This window comes from Halomonas sp. AOP5-B2-8 (assembly GCF_052376475.1).
Lineage (GTDB): Bacteria > Pseudomonadota > Gammaproteobacteria > Pseudomonadales > Halomonadaceae > Vreelandella > Vreelandella casei.
This window is the reverse complement of record NZ_JBQSVS010000005.1, coordinates 310,174-330,905: the sequence shown is the minus strand read 5'-3', so window position 1 is coordinate 330,905 and position 20,732 is coordinate 310,174. Positions and strand designations below refer to the sequence as shown.

At 53.3% G+C, this 20,732-nt stretch carries 14 protein-coding genes; 5 read left to right on the top strand and 9 right to left on the bottom strand.

Going from position 1 to position 20,732, the window contains the following annotated elements; genetic code table 11:
* Positions 1–7: 7 nt before the first annotated feature.
* Both ACT3RP_RS14160 and ACT3RP_RS14155 read right to left on the bottom strand, forming a co-directional pair.
* Complete coding sequence (locus tag ACT3RP_RS14160) at positions 8–3,907, bottom strand: ATP-binding protein (protein WP_483394021.1); 3,900 nt, start codon at positions 3,905–3,907, stop codon at positions 8–10.
* A gap of 30 nt (positions 3,908–3,937) precedes the next feature.
* A complete protein-coding gene (locus tag ACT3RP_RS14155; protein WP_441684287.1) occupies positions 3,938–4,594 on the bottom strand; it encodes a MiaE family protein in 657 nt (218 codons plus the stop codon).
* 510 nt (positions 4,595–5,104) lie between these two features.
* Between ACT3RP_RS14155 and acnB the strand changes: the two genes are divergently transcribed.
* The 3 genes from acnB to ACT3RP_RS14140 all read left to right on the top strand — a co-directional run bounded on the left by acnB (position 5,105) and on the right by ACT3RP_RS14140 (position 10,335).
* Positions 5,105–7,708 (top strand): bifunctional aconitate hydratase 2/2-methylisocitrate dehydratase, encoded by a 2,604-nt coding sequence (acnB, locus tag ACT3RP_RS14150; protein WP_441684288.1) that lies wholly within the window; start codon positions 5,105–5,107, stop codon positions 7,706–7,708.
* Between the two features lie 126 nt (positions 7,709–7,834).
* Positions 7,835–8,332 (top strand): ribonuclease E activity regulator RraA, encoded by a 498-nt coding sequence (rraA, locus tag ACT3RP_RS14145; protein ID WP_441684289.1) that lies wholly within the window; start codon positions 7,835–7,837, stop codon positions 8,330–8,332.
* Between the two features lie 116 nt (positions 8,333–8,448).
* On the top strand, positions 8,449–10,335 hold the full coding sequence (locus ACT3RP_RS14140) for a glycerophosphodiester phosphodiesterase family protein (RefSeq protein ID WP_483394020.1): 1,887 nt from the start codon (positions 8,449–8,451) through the stop codon (positions 10,333–10,335).
* A gap of 4 nt (positions 10,336–10,339) precedes the next feature.
* On the opposite strand, the gene ggt is transcribed toward ACT3RP_RS14140, so the two are convergent.
* A complete protein-coding gene (gene ggt / locus ACT3RP_RS14135; protein ID WP_444625717.1) occupies positions 10,340–12,130 on the bottom strand; it encodes a gamma-glutamyltransferase in 1,791 nt (596 codons plus the stop codon).
* Positions 12,131–12,335: 205 nt separating this feature from the next.
* Positions 12,336–14,711 carry a phosphoenolpyruvate synthase gene (ppsA, locus tag ACT3RP_RS14130; protein ID WP_096279764.1) on the bottom strand — a complete coding sequence of 792 codons (2,376 nt, stop codon included), beginning with the start codon at positions 14,709–14,711 and terminating at the stop codon, positions 12,336–12,338.
* A 294-nt stretch (positions 14,712–15,005) separates the two neighbouring features.
* Between ppsA and ppsR the strand changes: the two genes are divergently transcribed.
* A complete protein-coding gene (ppsR, locus tag ACT3RP_RS14125) occupies positions 15,006–15,839 on the top strand; it encodes a posphoenolpyruvate synthetase regulatory kinase/phosphorylase PpsR (RefSeq protein ID WP_096279762.1) in 834 nt (277 codons plus the stop codon).
* Between the two features lie 17 nt (positions 15,840–15,856).
* On the opposite strand, the gene ACT3RP_RS14120 is transcribed toward ppsR, so the two are convergent.
* The 4 genes from ACT3RP_RS14120 to ACT3RP_RS14105 form a co-directional block, all read right to left on the bottom strand.
* Positions 15,857–16,435: a hypoxanthine-guanine phosphoribosyltransferase gene (locus ACT3RP_RS14120; protein WP_096279759.1), complete on the bottom strand. Its 579-nt coding sequence runs from the start codon at positions 16,433–16,435 to the stop codon at positions 15,857–15,859.
* A 51-nt stretch (positions 16,436–16,486) separates the two neighbouring features.
* Entirely contained in the window at positions 16,487–17,518 is a 1,032-nt protein-coding gene (gene nagZ / locus ACT3RP_RS14115; RefSeq protein WP_483394019.1) for a beta-N-acetylhexosaminidase, read from the bottom strand.
* Between the two features lie 101 nt (positions 17,519–17,619).
* Entirely contained in the window at positions 17,620–18,156 is a 537-nt protein-coding gene (locus ACT3RP_RS14110) for a L,D-transpeptidase (protein WP_096279755.1), read from the bottom strand.
* On the bottom strand, positions 18,134–18,811 hold the full coding sequence (locus tag ACT3RP_RS14105) for a TetR/AcrR family transcriptional regulator (RefSeq protein WP_483394018.1): 678 nt from the start codon (positions 18,809–18,811) through the stop codon (positions 18,134–18,136). Before ACT3RP_RS14105 ends, ACT3RP_RS14110 begins: the two co-directional genes overlap by 23 nt.
* Before the next feature lie 278 nt (positions 18,812–19,089).
* Here ACT3RP_RS14105 and lexA point away from each other — a divergent pair, with 278 nt between their 5' ends.
* The gene (gene lexA, locus ACT3RP_RS14100; protein WP_096279751.1) at positions 19,090–19,767 is read left to right on the top strand and encodes a transcriptional repressor LexA; all 678 of its coding nucleotides are present in this window, start codon (positions 19,090–19,092) and stop codon (positions 19,765–19,767) included.
* 102 nt (positions 19,768–19,869) lie between these two features.
* Here the strand turns inward: lexA and purU are convergent, their stop codons facing one another.
* Positions 19,870–20,724, bottom strand: a complete 855-nt coding sequence (gene purU, locus ACT3RP_RS14095) for a formyltetrahydrofolate deformylase (RefSeq protein ID WP_483394017.1) — start codon at positions 20,722–20,724, stop codon at positions 19,870–19,872.
* Positions 20,725–20,732: the final 8 nt, after the last annotated feature.

The following is a 20,732-nucleotide window of genomic DNA, read 5'->3' as shown; positions in this document are numbered from 1 at the left end:
CTCGCCACTAACCTTCCGCACCCACCGGAATAGCCGTACGGCGGTCTAATAAGCTGACCCAGCGCGTCAGCACTGGCGCATCGCTGTGGCTGACCTCGCTCAATAACCGTCTAAAGCTGTCTTTAGCCTGCTGATCATTAGGTTCAATGTGCGTCAGCCATAGCTCTAAGGCCGCTAGTTCCTGATGACGATTGCCGTGCTCTCGAGACTGATTAATAGCCATTTGTGCAAGCGCCTTCACCTCATGAGCCGGGTAGCCAAGCAAGCCGCGAACTTTTGCCAGCTGGGTGGCAAGCTCAGGTAAAAAGAGCGTCGTACGCTCACGGGCAATCACCAAGCACTGCTCAAGATAATCGTCTGCAGCGCTTAATTCGCCTAGCTCAATACAGGCGTCAGAATACCAGAATGCCGGCCGCTGATAGCGGTCGCGCCCATTAAGCTCAGCCATTTGGTCCAAACTGTCGCGAATATGCACTAAGCCTGCTGCGTCTCCCACCAGCGCTCGCTGCCAGCCAAGAATGCTCTGTGCGGAAATTTGCCACAGCTGCAGGTCTGGGGTGGCCGTCATGGCCGCTGCCCGCTCGGCGTGACGCGCGGCTAAATGCACATGACCTATTTGACGGTAAAGCGCCGCGGCGACGAGTAGAGCCATTGCCAACGTACCCGGATGAGCAATCTTTTCAGCCAAGCGAATGGCGGCAGACACTTGGCGCTCGGCGCGTTGATAATCGCCGCGCAAACAAAGCGCCCAGCCTTGAAAGCAGGCGGCCGACACCTGCGGATGATCAGAGAAAGGCAGCCACTCAATCATCATCTGCGCATTGAGGGGATCAATTTCATCTAAATGATCGTGCGCCTGCTGAATACATCCTGCCCAATACTCACAGTTAGCGCGCGCATAGTCCGCCAAACGACGATAACGTGGGTCTTCAAGGCGTGCGGCAATATCAGTAAGCGTTGAAGCCAATGCAAACGCGTCCGCATGAGCATATCGTTGGCTTCGCCCTACCCACAGCCCCCACTTCACTAAAAATACCTGCTCTAAGTCTTCTGGATCTTCCAAGCTATCAATGCCTGATTCGCGCAGCAGCTCACGGGCGCGCACAAAGCTCTCATGGGCGATAGGCGAACCATGGCCTTCTAATGAAAACGCCGCTTGGCCACGCACGGTTAGTAGGCTCACTTCACGCTCAATTTCGTGATCTACGTGGCGTAAACTGGCCAAGCCAGCATCGGCCATACGCAGCGCAGTACGATTAGCACTCACTTTAAGCGCTTCCCGAGACGCCAATTCAAAATAGCGTGCGCCACGGGCATAGTGACCGCTACGCCGGAGGTGCGTTGCAAAATCGCCTGGATGACGACTAATCCACACCGGAAAGCGTTCCTCAATTAAAGTGACTACCTGTTGGTGTAGCTTGACACGCACATCACGCGGACAAGAGAGATAGGCCGCCTCCTGAAGCAGCTGATGGCTAAACTGATACTCGTGCACACCGCTGTCATTCTCGACCGGTTCGACAATTTCTAGTAGCCGCATATGTTCAAGCGCCTGGCCAAGGCGCGCTTGATCCCAACCGCTGCACTCAAGCAGAAAGTCCAGCCTGAAGCGCTTGCCAAGCACGGCAGAGACATGGGCAATTTCGCGATCACCTTCTAGCTGATCAATCCGGCTAGCCAGCAGCCCCAACAACCCTTTGGGAAGCTCATCAAAATGGACGCTGCGCCCTTCTCGACGGTCCATATCTAGACGACGACAAATCTCCTGCATATAAAGCGGCACGCCATCGCAGCGCTCTATAATTTGATTACGCAGCCGCGGGCTTAGGTGGATTCGGTAGCGACGTGAAAGCTGTGACAGCAGCCGCGATGATTGCAGCGCATCAAGATTGCCCAAGCTAATTTTCTGATCCCAATGCAGCTTCACCGGTAGAGCATCACGCCCATGGTGACTAGCAACCAGCATAAAAGCGGTATTGATAGGCAGACGTGCCTGCAGCCCGGAGAGCACTTTAAAAGAAGGTTCATCTAGCCACTGAAGATCATCGATCATCAGCACTAGCGTGCGCGTTTCTGCCTGGCGCTCAATTAAGCGATGCAGCAGCATGACAACTAGCTCTACGGCTTCACCGCTTTGCGCCAGCTGAGTAATCTCTTGCACTTTATGTACGCCCAGCGCCTCTTCCAACAAATGCTGACGATCAGGATCGAGAGGCTCTAATTCTAGCGTTATTTGTAGCGCCTGGATGATCTCTACACTTAACGGCTGCTTTAGATACCAGCTAACCAGCGTACGGGCGACGCCATAGGCATCAAGTGCTGACATACGCGTCGTAGGCTGCCAGCAGATAGCCGCATCGCGGCTAAGCTCCAGTTGGCGAAAACCCACCATGAGCGCAGATTTACCCATGCCCGAGGGCCCGCGAACCAGCACGCTTTGACGCAGGCCAATACCAGCCCGGGCTAACGCATCGCGCAGAGTGCGCAGTGCGGTTTCGCGACCGACTAAGCTAGGCGGCAGCGCATCGCGGCCGCCTTCATTTTGCCCCAGCACCAGTGCGCGTAATCGCACGCGACCATCACTGGCCATCAAACGAGATACTAACCGTGGCTGAAGGTCGAGTGCTGGCGGCATGTGCTGGCTCGCTTCTTGAGAGATAACCAGCTCACTGCCTTCAGCCGCACTCATCAGTTCCAGTGACGTTTGCGTGACCTGGCCCAGCGGGTCAGCCAATTGGCGCTCGGGCAAATACACCACTCGCCCACTGTGCAAACCAGCGGCCAGCTCAAATTGCGGTACGCTGCCTTCACCGGCCCAGTGACGCACGATTTCTAACGTCAGCGCCTGACGGCAATGCTCATAAAGCGCGACTAATTCAGCCAGCTGGTGTGCAGGGCCATGGGTGCCAAAGCAGGCTAACCCTAAACCACCGGTCGCGCCCGGCAGCCAGAAACCGCCTAAATGGCGGCACTGCTGCTCCAGCCAGCGCAATAGTTCTAGCTGTAGCGCAAGGCAGTTACGCATCGCCGCACGGTCTTGCCAATCCCCTTTTAAGCGCAGCCGAATAGCCATGACCGAAAGCTGGCGAAGCTCTATTTCATCTTCACGTAGTGGTTTACTGTCAACCGCCAGTGCGCGAGAAAAAGCGCCCTGAGGACTCATCAAGCGCGAATCGTGATGGCCGTCAGACCAAAAGCTGGCCAACTGCACAAAGCTGGGTTCTGGCTGCTGCCCTGACAGCGCCAATAGCTGTAAATAGCTATTGTAGTGCTCATGAGCAGCGGCCATTTTGTTCTGCTCAGCCAACTGGCGAACCAAACGTTCGTGAAACGGACCGTAGCCGGAAAACCGACTCACCAGTGCTTCTAAAATAGCGCCCGGCAAATCAGCGTGAGCCTCCAGCACTTGCTCAGCAAAGCGAACCACGCGCTGGCGCCATTCATTACGTACCTGCACTAGCCAGCGCTGAAACTCACTACAGCTAGACAGTTGCAGCTCTTCAATGAGATCGCCTTGATAGCAGCACATTAGTGCCTCAAGGGTATCTAAATCTCGCGGCCCCTCAAGCAGCTGCTGCAGGGTATGCAAATCCACCTGCCAGTTTGCCGGCAGTTGAAAGGCAATCGTTTGACGAGACACGCTTAGCACCTGGTCAGCGCTCTCACCAAGCGACTGGCGCAAGCAGTGCAACGCATGACGCAAATTGGTTCTACCGGAGGACAGCCCTTGGTCAGGCCACAAAAGCTCTGCTAGCGCCGCCCTATTAACCGGCTGGCGATGCAGCAGCAGATAAACGAGCAAGGCTTTGACCTTGTCGTAGCTGAAATGGGTTAACGCATCCTCGCCTTGAGTGAGCGAAAAATGGCCGAAAAGAGTTAATTGATCAGTCTCACGAGCATCGCGCATGATAGACATCCTGCCTAGGCTAGTAGCGGCTTAAGCGGGCACACCGCTATGAAAACGAAAAGCCGTATCGGGCGAAGTAATCAGCTCCGCTTCACGCGCCACAAAAAAAGCGATTCGATCATCGATTGCATTCGATGTTTGCTGGCGAGCCAGCATTAGATAATCTTCAAAATGACGACCTTCTGACTTCACTAGCGTACGGTAAAACTTGGCGAGCTCTTCGTCTAAATAGGGAATTAAGCAAGCAAAGCGCTCACAGCTACGTGCTTCAATCAGTGCCCCGATAATTAATATATCGATCAAACGCTCAGGGTCATTGCTGCGCATATGCCGCCGAAGTCCCTCAGCGTAGCGGGAGGCCGTTAAATGCTGATACGCCACTCCTCTCGACTCCATCAGCGAAATCACTTGCTCAAAATGCAGCAGCTCTTCTCGCGCCAGCTGCGACATTTTGCTCAGCAGCAGAGGTTGATCAACGTAGCGATAGAGCAGGCTCATTGCCGTCGATGCGGCTTTCTTTTCACACTGCGCATGGTCAATCAACAGCGTCTCAGGATGTTCGATCGCCCATTGCAGCCACGCGACAGGCGTGGCGCAGGCTAGGAACTGATTGAGGCTTTCAGGCAGAAGATCATCGGCTCGCAGCCCATGAGGGGCGGCCTGCAAAGCACTTAACTGTATCGACATAACACAACCACCGACCCCACGTATCATTATGGTATAGCACATAAGCGCTTGGCGCTTAGTTCCCAGAGACTTACTTAGCACGCTTACTTGCATGACTCATGACTAATATAGTAAAGAGATTAAAAATCCTCCATGCCTTTTATTAGCGCATCAACAGCCTATAGCAGCTCAACCCATGGTAACGCGCTGTAACCACAATCACACCCGCCAAACGCCTAGCCTGTCACCAAAAATGCAAAAATTGCCCTATTTAGTGGCTGAGAAGGTTAATTAAACATGCTTTTAGTGGGTTGCCGTCGCAACATCAGCACAAAGCACAAGTGTCTGTTCTGCTTGCCAGCTTAACATTGTCGACAGTTTGTCGTAGAATCTCAGCCATCCAACCAGGCGCTGTTTGTCAAGCGTGTACCACATGCTATCGGCCACACTTTTGAACGCTGTGCAGCTCACACCCTGCAACGTGCAGACCGTTACCATGAAAATGAAAAAAGCAAATGAGAGGGCCCCAACGTGATTGAAGCTTACCGCCAGCATGTCGAGGAACGTGCCGCTGAGGGCGTCCCGCCCAAGCCCCTAAACGCTGAACAAGTCGCTTCATTAGTTGAGCTACTGAAAACACCGCCGGCTGGCGAAGAGGAATTCATCCTCGAGCTGATCACCAACCGGATCCCGCCAGGCGTTGATGAAGCCGCTTATGTCAAAGCGGGCTTTTTAACCGCTATCGCTAAAGGTGAAGCAACGTCTCCGCTGATCGATAAAGTGCATGCTGTCAAATTACTCGGCACCATGCAGGGCGGCTACAACATCGTTTCTATGGTTGAGCTGCTCGATAATGAAGAGCTAGCCCGTGAAGCTGGCGAACAGCTTAAGCACACGCTACTTATGTTCGACGCCTTTCACGATGTTGAAGCGCGGGCCAAAAATGGCAATAGCGTTGCAAAAGACGTTATTGAATCCTGGGCAGAGGCTGAATGGTTCCTGTCTAAACCTGCATTAGCAGAGAAAATCACCCTCAGCGTGTTTAAAGTACCGGGTGAGACGAACACAGATGATCTGTCACCGGCTCCAGATGCCTGGTCACGCCCCGACATTCCGCTACACGCCAATGCGATGCTCAAAAACGAGCGTGATGGCATTGAGCCAGCAGTGCCTGGCACAACGGGCCCGCTAAAACAGATTGAAGACGTTAAAGCACAGGGCTTTCCTGTCGTATACGTGGGCGACGTTGTAGGCACCGGCTCTTCACGTAAATCAGCAACCAACTCCGTTTTATGGTTTTTCGGTGACGATATTCCTTACGCACCGAATAAGCGCGCTGGCGGCTTCTGCTTTGGCAATAAAATCGCGCCTATCTTCTTCAATACGATGGAAGATTCCGGTGCTCTGCCGGTTGAGATGGACGTAGCCAACCTGCACATGAACGATGTTATCGACATTTATCCCTACCAGGGAAAAGTGTGCAAGCACGGTACCGACGACGTCGTCACCACGTTTGAGCTTAAAACGCAGTTGATTCTTGACGAAGTACGCGCAGGTGGTCGTATTCCGCTGATCATTGGCCGTGGCTTGACAGGCAAAGCTCGTGAATCACTGGGGCTGCCAACATCAGAGGTTTTCCGCCTACCCGACCAGCCTAAAGATACTGGCAAAGGCTTTACCTTAGCGCAGAAAATGGTGGGTAAAGCGTGTGGTCTGGAAGGTGTTCGTCCGGGCATGTATTGCGAGCCGAAGATGACCACCGTTGGCTCACAGGATACGACTGGCCCGATGACCCGCGATGAGCTGAAAGATCTTGCTTGTCTTGGCTTCCAAGCTGATTTGGTCATGCAGTCTTTCTGCCACACCGCCGCGTATCCTAAGCCGGTCGATGTAGACACTCACCACACTCTTCCCGACTTCATTATGAACCGTGGCGGCGTATCGCTGCGTCCTGGCGATGGCATTATCCACAGCTGGCTGAACCGCATGCTGCTGCCTGACACTGTCGGCACCGGTGGCGATTCACATACGCGCTTCCCGCTCGGCATTTCCTTCCCTGCAGGCTCAGGCTTGGTAGCCTTTGCCGCGGCGACGGGCGTTATGCCGCTGGATATGCCGGAATCGGTACTGGTTCGCTTTAAAGGCCAGCGCCAGCGAGGCGTTACGCTGCGCGATTTGGTTCACGCCATTCCGCTTTACGCCATCAAACAAGGCTTGTTGACCGTCGACAAGTCGAATAAGATCAACGCTTTCTCTGGCCGTGTGCTAGAAATCGAAGGCCTTGAAGACTTGACCGTTGAGCAAGCGTTTGAGCTTTCCGATGCATCTGCCGAGCGCTCAGCGGCCGGCTGTTCGATTACGCTTTCGGATGAGAGCGTCACACAATATCTGAAGTCCAACATTACGCTGCTGAAGTGGATGATGGGCAACGGCTATGGCGATGAGCGCACGATTAGTCGCCGTATTGAAGGCATGGAAGCATGGCTTGCCAATCCAAGCCTGATGCGGGCTGACAAAGACGCCGAGTACGCTGAAATTATCGAAATTGATCTGGCTGAAATTAAAGAGCCGGTTCTATGTGCGCCGAATGATCCAGACGATGCGCGCCTGCTATCTGACGTAGCGGGCCAGAAAATCGATGAGGTCTTTATCGGCTCATGCATGACTAACATCGGCCACTTCCGTGCGGCCGGAAAATTGCTTGAAAAGCAGCCGGCAGGTAGTTTAAAAACTCGCCTTTGGCTGGCACCACCGACTAAAATGGATCAGCATCAGCTGACCGAAGAAGGCTACTACGGTATCTACGGCCGCGCCGGTGCGCGGATGGAAATGCCGGGCTGTTCACTGTGTATGGGTAACCAGGCCCGCGTTGCTGCCAAGAGCACCGTGGTGTCCACGTCTACACGTAACTTCCCGAACCGACTTGGCGATGGTGCTAACGTGTACCTCGCCTCTGCGGAGCTGGCTGCCGTTGCCGCAGTAGAAGGACGCCTACCCAGCGTTGAAGAGTACCAACGTTATATGGGTGAATTTGACGCCATGGCTGGCGAGATTTATCGTTACATGAATTTTCACGAAATTGAGGAGTATCAGAAGATCGCCTCAAACGTGATTCCGGTCTCGCAAGAAGCCTGACCGCCCCATCGCCGATGCTCGCACCATCACAGCCAGCGTGACTTATCACACTGGCTGAGTCGATGACCGAACGCCCCGCCACTGTGTAACAGAGCGGGGCGTTTTTTTCTTTTGCATAAGGAGCGCATGATGCCCCATTCCATTCAAATCGTGACACCGGACCTATGCGACGCACATCCTGACGTTGCGGTGCTTGACCCCATGTTTGCCAATTTTGGTGGTCTCGACGCTTTTTATGGCCCTATCCGCACCATCAAATGTTTTGAAGACAACTCACTGGTTAAGCAAGCTGTTACCGAACCCGGCAACGGTGCCGTATTAGTAGTAGACGCAGGTGGATCATATCGCTGCGCCATGCTGGGCGATATGCTAGCAGAACAAGCGGTAGCAAACGGCTGGGCGGGCGTGGTGATGTACGGCTGCGTACGCGATGTTGATATTCTTGCCAACCTTCCACTCGGCGTTCAAGCACTAGGCAGCCATCCGCGTAGAAGCAATAAACACGGTGAAGGCCAGCGCGATGAGCCAGTGGCGTTTGCTGGGGTCACGCTTAAACCCGGCCAGTGGCTGTATGCAGATAACAATGGCATCATTCTTGCTGAGCGCGAGCTGCCGCTATCTTAAGCGAATTTTGCCATAACGGACCAATGCTTGCTTAACCACGTTGCTCTTCTACGATCCTCTTGCCAGGCGTGGCAGTTGCTGCCACTCTGGTAATTCATTCTAAACATTTAATGACAATGCAGCCGTTGACCCACCTTGGCTCTGCCTTACTACGCACATTGCGCGATCATCTGCGTCCATTGATCGCCTATCATTTATTTTTCACTCTGCTCGCTTCGGCCCTGCTGCTGCCCGCTATTACCTGGGTGATACGTGGCTTGCTTGCCCAGCTAAATCGCACCGTAGTTACCAACGATGAACTGATCGCCCTGCTGTTTAGCCCGCTGGGGCTTATCGGCATGCTGGTTGGGCTTGGGTTCACGTTTCTAATTATTTACTGGCAGCAAGCCGGCATGCTACAAGTAGCGGTCAGGCCGCGAGACAACCATTATCGTCTCGCGCTTGAGGCACTCTGGCTAAGCACCCGCCGGCTGCCTGCCCTAGCGGGCCTGGTCTTTCTCCAGGTCGGTACGCATCTACTTCTGCTAGCGCCCTTTATGGCAGCCCTTGCTTGGCTCTATAGCGTGTGGCTAAGCGGCATAGATCCCTACTATTTACAGCGTGTGCATCCACCCGCACTATGGTATTTCATTGCATGCGCCCTGCCGCTAATCGCCGTTTGGATATGGGCAGCATCGTGGCTCTATCTACGCTGGCTGCTGGCCCTTCCATTAGTGGCGCTGGAAAATTGTCCCCCTTGGCTGGCATTAAAGCGTAGTGTTAGCCTAACACAAGGCTGGCGGCGCTCTATTGGTGCGGCTGTACTTCTACTGTTAGTGATTATTATTAGCCTACCTTTCCTGGCTACTTTGCTGTTCGACCGCCTTTTCACGCCAATGTTGTGGTGGCTTCCCGAGCACAGCGCAGTACTTATTCCCGCCATGTTGGCGTATTTAATTGGCTATGTACTACTCACGCTCACCATTACCTTTGTCGGCATTGCGACTAATGCGCTGCTTTCTGCATGCCTCTATATGCAGCTGGCTCATCATGAGCCTCGTCCCGCGCCCCCAGCGACAGATGCCAATGCAGGCAAGCTTGCCTGGGCAGTTGAGCTTAGCGTGTTTATTTTTGCGGGTCTGCAGGCCTGGTGGATACTCAATAGCTTTGAGATACGAGACAATGTTGCCGTCATTGCTCATCGCGGCAGCTCTATAGTGGCGCCTGAAAATACCCTGGCAGCCGTCGATCAGGCGCTAATCGATGGCGCTGACTATGTCGAAATTGACGTCCGCTTGAGCACAGATCAACAGGTTATGCTTTACCATGACCGAAGCTTGGCAAGATTAACCGGTGATAACCGTGAGTTTGATGATTTAACCCGAGAACAGCTTAGCCAATATGATATTGGCAGCTGGTTTGGCGATGCTTTTCAAAACGAGACCATACCGGGCTTAGATGAAGCACTCAGCCTTGTGCGCGGTAAGGCAGGCTTAATGATCGATATGAAGCCGTCACCTGGGCAGGAACAGGCATTAGCCGATGCCGTGATAGATACTTTAAATGCCGAGAGTGATCTGCGCTACCGCTGCTGGGCAACCCAACAAAGCGCCTTCGATGGATACACTGCGTGCGGTTTTCCCAATGCGCTTTTAGCTACGCGCGTTGCCACCATGTCGCCGTCCTTACTCACGCATATTCATGAACGAGCGCCAGCCCTGCGCGTCACGCTGCTGGCACAGCTAATTCTTCCTGGAACGCTAGATAGGCGCGAATTTGATGCGCTCGGGTTAAGACACAACCGTATCACTGAAGGGGAAATTCGTTTAGCGAGGCTATATGGTTACGAGATACACGCCTGGACGGTTAACAGCAGTGCCCGAATGTCGACCTTAATCGACCTGGGTGTCGATGCCATTATCACCGACTACCCAGATCGTTTAACGGCGCTTATTCACGACCGCCGCGAGTTAAGCGACGGTGCGCTAATGCTGGTGAAATTGCGTAACTGGCTACGCCAATAAACCGCTAATCACCCATAACGACGCCTTCACGGCGCGGGTCAGCACCACCAAACAGCGTGCCGTCCTTACGACGCATAATGGCCTGCAGCCCGCTAGTCAGCTCACGTTCGCTGACGGTGTGTCCGCGCTCGCGCAGCGCATCTATCGTGGCTTCAGAAAAACGTCCCTCCTCAACAAACACATCACCGCCCAAGGTAATCGCATGAGGTAGATTCAGTGCTTCTTGCGCATTGAGCCCCCAGTCGCGCAGCGCAACCAATGTACGGGCCGTGTAGTGAATAATCGCTGCGCCACCTGGCGAGCCTAAGCTTGCCACTAGCTCGCCGCTTTCTTGGTCAAACACTAGCGTTGGGCTCATGCTAGAGCGCGGCCGCTTGCCCGGCTCTACGCGATTGGCCACTGGCTCACCATCCACCTCAGGTTCAAATGAGAAATCGGTCAGCTCATTATTGAGGAAGAAACCACCGGCTAAGCCTGTACCACCGTCGGACAAAATTCGTGAGCCAAACGCTTGTTCAATGGTGGTGGTCATGGCTACGGCATTGCCGTCTTCGTCGATAATACTAATATGGCTAGTGCCATATTCAGGCTGGTCTGGCTGAGAAGCCCATGTTATCGCCAGTTCACCAGGATTACCTGGCTCGGCGCTGTCGCCCATGCTCATCTCGCCAATCAGCGCGCTGCGCTGCTGAAGATAGCTTGGTGCCAGCATCAACGACCAATCGCCACCGGGTGCGTCTACAAAGTCGGGGTCTGCAATATAACGACCGCGGTCCGCAAATGCTAAACGCGAGGCTTCTAAGAACTGATGCAACCACCCACTGCTAGAAGCACCATTATTTAACGGCGCTTCAAGCAACGGCTGCTGGTCGAGCATGCCTAGAATCTGCATGACGGTTAGATGGCCAGACGACGGCGGTGGAAAACCACACACTTCCCACTGCTGCCACGGTGTGCACAGCGGCTCGCGGTCAACGGCTTCATAGCCGCTCATATCCTCCAGAGTCAGGGTGCCGGGACGCTCAGGATGGCTCTGAACCAGCGCTACGATATCCTCTGCCACCGCGCCTTCATTTAAAGCATCGCTGCCTTGGGCAGCTACGCGTCGGAAAATTTCTGCTAAGGCTGGGTTTTTAAGCGTTTCACCCACGGCGATGGGCTCGCCTTCCTCATCATAATAAAATTGGCTGGCTAGAGCGTCTTGACGCAGGTATTCATCGCTAGCAAGGGTAGTATGCAGACGATTGCTAACAGCAAACCCTTCCTCTGCTAGCGTAATGGCGGGCTTAAATAGTTCTTCCCAAGCCAGCTCACCATGTTCAGCATGTGCTTTTTCAAGCATTCGAAGCGTACCCGGCACACCCACTGAAAGCCCGCTGGCCACCGCGTCCATAAATGCTATGGGCTCGCCGTCTTCCATGAATAGCTCACCGGTTACGCCTTGTGGCGCCGTCTCGCGGCCATCGTAGGCGCGAATGTCTGCGCCATCGTAATACATCAAAAAAGCACCGCCGCCAATCCCGCTGGATTGAGGCTCAACCAAATTTAATACCATCTGCACTGCGATGGCGGCATCTATCGCGTTACCACCAGCTTTTAAAATCTGGTAGCCCGCGTCGGTCGCCAACGGGTTAGCTGCAGCGACTGCAAATGAGTCGGCGGACCAACCCGGCTTTTCTTCATAGCCCGACTCGACTTCAGGCGAGATTGAAGGTGCTTCATAGCTAAAGCCCCAGCCATATATCGGCACTACCAGCAAACTTGGCAGTGCAAATTTTATCTGTTTTGGGGACATCACAACGCCCTCCCGCGTTTTTTTGAAATGACCAAACTGGCGATAACAGTATCTATAAAAGCTACTTATAAAAATCACTGATGATAGCGATCTTTTGAAAGAGACTACCAGTCAACGGCAAAAACTACCCCTAGCAGGATAGCTTATGGAAACATTAACGCCCGACACACTGGCCGGACGCAACATAAAGACAAGCATTTGTAGATTAATCGATTTTTTGACCTGCCAGCATAAACCATGTTTCCAATACCGCATCTGGATTGAGCGATACAGAGTCAATACCTTGCTCCATCAGCCATTTCGCTAAATCAGGATGATCAGAAGGTCCTTGGCCGCAAATGCCCACGTACTTGCCCTTGGCTTTACACGCCTGAATCGCCATGGCGAGTAGTTTTTTAACCGCTTCATTTCGCTCATCAAAGAGATGAGCCACAATGCCCGAATCACGATCTAGCCCCAGTGTTAGCTGAGTGAGGTCATTGGAGCCAATCGAGAAGCCGTCAAAATACTCAAGAAACTCATCCGCGAGTAGCGCATTTGCCGGCAGCTCACACATCATGATGACTTTCAGATCGGAAGGCCCGCCGCGCTTCAAGCCATTAGCCGCCAGCAGTTCAACGACGTTACGCGCCTCATCTGTGGTACGTACAAAGGGCACCATAATTTCGACATTTTCAAAGCCCATCTCGTCACGCACCCGCTTCAGCGCACGGCACTCAAGCTCAAAGCAGGGGCGGAAGGCCTCTGAAATGTAACGTGAGGCGCCACGAAAGCCCAACATCGGATTTTCTTCGCCAGGCTCATACAGCTTTCCGCCGATCAGATTCTCATATTCATTGGATTTAAAGTCGGACAGCCTCACGATCACGCGCTGAGGGTAAAACGCAGCGGCGAGCGTTGAAATCCCTTCGACCAGCTTGTCGACGTAAAAACTGACAGGGTCCGCATAGCCTGCCGTACGCAGATCGATAACCTGCTGCAAATCCACAGGTAGCGTGTCGTACTCAAGTAGCGCCTTAGGATGGACACCGATCATACGGTTAATAATGAACTCCAAACGCGCTAAGCCAACACCCGCGTGAGGCAAACTTGCAAACCCAAAGGCACGATCCGGATTACCGACGTTCATCATAATTTTAAAGGGAATTTCCGGCATGGCATCGACGCTGGAAATTTTGCAGTCAAAATCCAGCAGCCCAGCATAGACATTACCGGTGTCACCTTCCGAGCACGACACGGTGACATCAATACCCTCTCGCAACTGAGTCGTGGCATCGCCACAGCCAACCACCGCAGGAATACCTAGCTCACGGGCAATAATGGCGGCGTGGCAGGTACGCCCGCCACGATTAGTGACGATAGCCGACGCACGCTTCATGATCGGCTCCCAGTCTGGATCCGTCATGTCCGTGACTAACACGTCACCATCGTTAATCTTGTCCATGTCATCTGGGCTTAAAATGACTTTAACGGCACCGCGTCCAATGCGCTGCCCAATCGCCCGTCCGGTGATCAGCGTGCGGCCTTTCTCTCGCAGTTGAAAGCGCTCAAGCTTGCCGCCCTCCTGCTGGGAAACCACCGTTTCAGGGCGGGCCTGAACGATATACAGCTCACCATCATCGCCATCCAGTGCCCATTCAATATCCATTGGGCGCTGGTAGTGCTGCTCTATCGTCATTGCCTGACGCGCTAAATCCATTACCTGCTGATCATTTAGACAAAAACGCCCACGATCTTTGTGCGGAACATCGATAGTTTCTACCGACTTGCCGGCACTGGTTTCTTTGCCGTAAACCATCTTAATCAGCTTTGAGCCCAAATTGCGGCGCAGGACTGCGGGGCGACCTGCTGCTAACGTCGCTTTATGCACATAGAACTCATCCGGGTTAACCGCACCCTGCACGACCGTTTCGCCCAAGCCCCATGAGGCCGTTACAAACACGGCATCGCGAAAGCCAGATTCAGTGTCAAGAGTAAACATGACGCCAGCTGCGCCGGTTTCAGAACGCACCATTTTCTGCACACCGGCAGACAGCGCAACGTTCTCATGAGCGTAGCCGCGATGCACTCGATAGGAAATCGCGCGATCATTGAATAAAGAGGCAAAGACTTCATGCACCGCGCGCTTAACATTGTCGAAGCCTTCAATATTCAGGAAAGTTTCCTGCTGACCGGCGAAGGAGGCATCCGGTAAATCTTCGGCTGTCGCCGAGCTGCGCACGGCTACTTTTAGCTGAGAATGTTGCGCCTGCAGCTGAACGTAAGCATCACGCAGCGCTGCTTCAAACGCTGGGGGCAGCGGCGTATCAATGATCCACTGACGGATATTGCTACCCGCTTCGGACAGGGCCTTAATATCGTCTACGTCTAAGCGAGCAAGCGTTGCATTAATGCGTTCATTCAGCCCTTCGTGAGAGAGAAATTCACGATATGCGTGGGCAGTAGTGGCAAAGCCGCCGGGCACGGTGACGCCAGCACCTGACAAATTAGAAATCATTTCACCTAGCGAGGCATTTTTACCACCCACGCGCTCGACGTCCGTCATACCCAGCTGATCGAACCACAGAATGTACTCTTCCACGTAACCCCCTCGCTCTTAGACGTCGACATGACCACTGATACAGTCACGAAAACCACGGACCATGAATTATTGACTGAGACACCGTAGCACCGCGCTCACGCATTCGCCATTGGTCTAATAGCGAAGGCAGTGGAGGATTTTTACAACAGCAAGCCGTTTTAGGCCAATTCTGTAGTCAGCGCTATTTTTGACAGACTTTTTTTGCAGGGCCATTTTAGACAGGAGCATTGCGCACGTTGTGCTGTTAAACCGCTCAGCCCACAATAAAGGAATCACTCACAGGCGGATTTTATTATGAAGCGCACGGCTTTTTTTATTTCTGATGGCACCGGCATTACGGCGGAAAGTTTAGGGCGCAGCCTGCTAGCCCAGTTCAGCGATGTTGACATCAACATGCTGACAAAGCCCTATATCGATACGCTAGAAAAAGCACAGGCGCTGGCAGAGATTATTGAAGCAACGGCCAGCCGTGACGGCCAGCGACCTATCATCATTGACACCATTGTTGATCAACAAATTCGCAACGTTATTCGTCAGGCGTCGGGCTTTAAAGTGGATATTTTTTCAACGTTTTTAGAGCCTTTAGAACAAGAGCTGGACACCCACTCATCGTATAGCGTTGGCCGAACGCACTCGATTGGTAGTGACGATGTGTATATGGACCGCATTCACTCGGTGCACTTCGCGCTGGACAACGACGATGGCGCACGAACCCATCAATACGACAAGGCAGACATCATTCTGGTGGGGGTTTCACGCTGTGGTAAGACGCCGACCTCGCTCTACTTAGCGCTGCAGTTTGGCATTCGGGCCGCGAACTACCCGCTGACCGAGGATGATCTGGATGAAGACGGCATGCTAAAACTTCCCAAGGCGCTCGCGCCCCATCGACAAAAACTGTTTGGGCTGACCATTGATCCACGTCGTTTGGCCGCCATTCGCAATGAAAGACGCCCTAACAGTCGCTATAGTTCAATCGATCAATGTTTGCAGGAGGTAGATCAGGCGGAGTCGCTATATCGCACGATGCATATCCCTTTTATTGATGCGACACGCTTCTCAGTTGAAGAGATTTCGACACGCATGATTGCCGAAACTGGGTTAGCGAGGCGCTTTTCACCCCGCTAATATTGAATGGCGAATCGTCACATGCCTTTGGGTGCAAAAATACCCGGAGCGTTGCGCCAGTAGCCTTTATAGTCCATTCCAAAACCAAACACATAGCGGTCGGCCACTTCCAAGCTGCAGTAGTCGGCCTTTAAGCCGGGCACCGCTTTGCGATTGTGCTGTTTATCGACCAGTACAGCCGTCGTAACGCTGGCGGCCTTCGCTTCTTGGCAGTAGGCCAAGATACCGGCTAACGTTGCGCCTTCATCTAAAATGTCATCGACAATAACTACATGGCGTCCGGCCATAGGGACTTCCGGCGAGACGCGCCAAAAAAGCTCGCCGCCGCGCAGCTCATTGCGATAACGGGTGGCATGCAGGTAATCCACTTCTAGGGGGAACCCCAACCGGGTTAGCAGGTGGCCGGTGGTAATCAAACCACCATTCATTACGCAGTAAAAAACAGGTAGCTTATCGCCTAAATCTCGGGTGATCGCTTCCGCCATACGATCAAGCGCCCGCTCTACCTCTTGCTGAGAGATTAAGCAGTCGGCGTTATCCATTAACTCACGCATTGAGTCCAGTGACTCCAACGCTTCTTTATCCAACTTCGACATCTAACAACTCCGCGGCGGTTTAAAAATCGTCATATAGGTTAGCAAGTGCGCTTAAAGAGTACTGGCATTCGACTGGTTGGCCAGCGCTTCTAATTTAGCGTGGGTGCGACGCCAGCGCCCTAACGCGCTGAGTGCATCTAAATCTGGTCGTGCGCGGCTGTAACGAAGCTTGGCGGCACGCTTAGCGTCGATATCTTGGCAGGCGTTCATTACCTCAAGTGCCGCGACGCGGTCATTGCATACCAGCAGCATGTCGCAGCCTGCGGCTAAGGCTGCCCGGGCGCGATCCTTGGGTTCACCGGCTTCGTGGGCACCCGCCATGCTTAAATCATCAGAAAAGACGCAGCCCTTAAAGCCCATCGACTCACGCAGCATGCCTAACCAGCTAGGCGAAAAACCAGCGGGTCGGGAATCAAACGCGCTGTAAATAACGTGGGCGGGCATAATCCCTTCTAGCTGACCTGCCAGGTGATAAAAGGGCACTAAGTCATCCTGTTTAATCACATCAAGCGGCCGATCATCCACCGGCAGCGCGACGTGAGAGTCAGCAGCGACACTGCCATGACCTGGGAAGTGCTTACCGACAGCGGCCATCCCCGCCTCATGAAGACCTTGCACAAAAGCACCGCCAAGCACGGCCACTTGCTGCGGATCATGGCTGAAACTGCGATCGCCAATCACGCTTGATATACCGCTTTCAACATCAAGCACCGGGGCAAAGCTTAAGTCCAAGCCACAGGCGGCCATTTCCATACCCAGCAGCCAACCAGCATCTTTTGCCAACGCGAGGCCGTCTTCTGCGTTAGCGCTATAGCACTCGCCAATGCGCGCCATGGCAGGAAGGCGTGTCAAACCCTCTTTAATGCGCTGAACGCGCCCGCCCTCCTGATCAACCGCGATCAATAAATCCCCCCGCACGCGGCGAATATCACTACAGAGCTTGCGCACCTGGTAGGCGCTTTCGACGTTACGGGCAAATAAAATGACGCCCCCTACCGTGGGTTCAAGCAGCAAGTGCTTTTCATCGCGAGTTAATGCTTGGCCTTCAAGGTCAAGCATGACCGGGCCTAGAGGTTGAGTCATCGTGAGAAGTCCAATAAGAGGGGCAATGATTTTAGACGATCGTTTATCAGTGTCAAAGATGGGGGCATTTGAAGCCCGCCCCCAATACAGCTCAGCGTCGTTTAGTCAAAGCACTGCCTTTCTCCGTGCAACCAAACGGGGGTGCCGGGCAACGACAATGCAAAGATATGTAGCAAATCGCTGTTGCGTAGCCGAATGCATCCGTGCGAAGCGGCGACGCCCATCGGCTGATCGGTAGGCGTACCGTGCAGATAGATATAGCGCCGCTGCGAATCAACCTGACCGCCACGATTCACGCCTCTTTCTAACCCACAAAGCCACAGAATCCGCGTCAAAATCCAATCACGCTGCGGGTAGGCTTCGCCTAACGCTGGCGAGAATACTTCCTCAGTCCAGCGGCGGCCACGAAATACCGCATTCTCGGGCAAGCCACTGCCAATCGCGGCGCGCACATAGTGCCAGCCATGCGGCGTCTTACCGCTGCCATTATGCTCACCAACACCGGCAACGCCAGAAGAAATAGCGCACTCATGCAGCACTTTAGGCCCCCGCCAACAGCGCAGCAGCTGCTCGGTAGTATCTATCTCAAGCCAGATGTTCTCGGTTGGGGGTAGCTCAGCTAACCTTGGCGTTCGCATGGTGTCCTTCTTCTAAAGTTGGGGGTAGTGGCGCATTCATCGCAGCCACGACTACCGGGCGCAAGCGCCGGATTAAGTCCCGCACCGATACCTGCTCGTGGTAATCCTTTTCCGCAATATCACGCAGGGCATCAAGGCCTGACAGGGTGAAGATAACAGTGCCTAGCATGAAGTGTAGCCGCCAAAAGCGCTCTGCATCGGGCAGTTCAGGGGTTGCTTGGCGCACTAGCTCAGTGAAGCGCGTAAATACATCCCCATATTCTTGCTGTATATGTCGCCTTAAATGCCCTTGAGCCTGACTGTAGGCTAAGCCTAGCAGGCGCATAAAGACCTTCAAGCTATTACGCTCAGCGGGCACCGCAAGAACCGTCGTTGCCATAGTTTCAAGCAGCGTTTCCAGCGGTATCACCTGCCCATCATGCTGAGTCTCAAGCTCATCAAGCGCAGTGTGAAAACGCAGCGTAAAAGGATCCAGATAGCGGGAAAAAACAGCCTGAATTAAGGCTTTTTTGGAGCCAAAATGATAATTCACAGCAGCAAGATTGACGCGCGCCTTGCTAGTGATGTTGCGCAGCGAGGTTTCAGCAAAACCACGCTCTGCAAACAGCACTTCAGCGGTATCAAGTATACGGGTCACCGTATCAGATTGAGCCATGATGCTCTCCAGAGAAACAGGTGTTTAAAACATCGCAAAATACTATGCCATAACCTGGGTAGTCTCAACGCTTGATTTGTCACCACAATGCCTCGGCACTTATAAGGAAAAGCTGCATAAGAAAAAGCTTAGTTTCAAATCATTGAAGCTCCCAGAGCGGTAAATATTGGTATTGACAAGGCCATATACTGGACAGAGACACATACTGTATACTTAAACACTTACTGTTTAAGTTACCTTCATTTTATGACTGTCTATTCACAATTCTGGAGCTTGGTATGTCGCGTCCACTAACCGCTCGCCAACAGCACGTATTTGATTTTATTGTTAAAACCATGGGCGAATTTGGCTACCCTCCGACGCGCGCTGAGATCGCTAAAGCACTCGGCTTTCGCTCACCTAACGCCGCTGAGGAGCATCTACGCGCACTTGAACGCAAGGGTGTGATCCGCATCATTCGCAACACGTCACGCGGTATACGCTTGCCTAACCAAGAGCCTCAAGACGTATTGGACACATCTGTCAGTACGCTGTCTGCCACGATCGAGCCTGCTCAGGCGGGCCTGCCGGTCATTGGTGAAGTTGCCGCCGGCAGTCCTATTTTGGCTGCCGAGCATATCGACCGCTACTGCCCGCTACCTGCTGAGTACTTCACCCCCAAAGCGGATTACTTGCTGCGCGTACGTGGCTTATCCATGAAAGATATCGGTATTTTAGAGGGTGACCTGCTGGCCGTGCACCGTACTGAGCGTGTCCGCGACGGTCAGATAGTCGTTGCCCGCTTAGATGATGAAGTCACGGTTAAACGCTTTAAGCGCCAAGGCCATCAGGTCACGCTGTTCGCAGAGAACGCCGACTTTGCGCCGATTGAAATCGATCTACGTTCCCAGTCGCTCGATATAGAAGGCGTTGGCGTTGGCGTGATTCGCGGCGGCAATGGCCAGGCGTTAGGTTAAGCCAGGCATAACGTCATTTATCAATGCCTTCATCAGACCTAATAGAGGTGGTCGCAAAAGCGGCCACCTCATAGCGATAAAGTAGCCTTATTGATAAGCCGCTTAGCTAAATACCACCGTTTTATTGCCATGGATCAACACGCGGTCTTCTAAGTGCCAGCGTAAACCGCGTGCCAGTACCGCTTTCTCAACATCACGCCCAAAGCGCACTAAATCAGTAGGCGTATGGCAGTGGCTGACACGGTGGATATCCTGCTCAATAATGGGGCCTGCATCAAGCTCCTCGGTGACATAATGGCAGGTAGCGCCAATCAGCTTAACGCCCCGCAGGTAGGCCTGGTGATAAGGTTTTGCTCCCGCAAATGAGGGCAAAAAGCTGTGGTGAATATTGATCACTTTGCCTGAATAACGCGCGCACAGTTCGGGCGGTAGGATTTGCATATAGCGTGCGAGTACGATGCAGTCCGCCTGCGCGCTATCGATTTCAGCCTGTACCTTCGCAAATGATGCCTGTTTATCGTCAGGGTCTACCGGCACGTGGTGGTAAGGAATTCCGTACCACTGCGTCAGCGAACGCAAGTCGTCATGATTGGAAATAACGCCGACAATATCGCAATCCAACTCCCCCGACTGCCAGCGATAAAGAAGGTCTACTAAGCAGTGCGATTCTCGCGACACCATCAGCACTACGCGCCGACGCTTTTGAGTATCAACCAATGCCCATTGCATGCTGAATTCGCGGGCTACCGGTTCAAAGGCGGCACGCAGCGCTTCTACCGAGATGCCTACTGAGTCTGCCAAGATTTCATAACGCATAAAAAAGCGGCCGGTCTCTAGGTCCGAATGCTGGCTGGCTTCAGTAATCGACCCGCCTTGCTGAGCAATAAAGCTCGACACGCGTGCAACAATACCCACCCGATCAGGGCAAGAAACAACTAAACGATAATAATGCGACATGTGGGCTA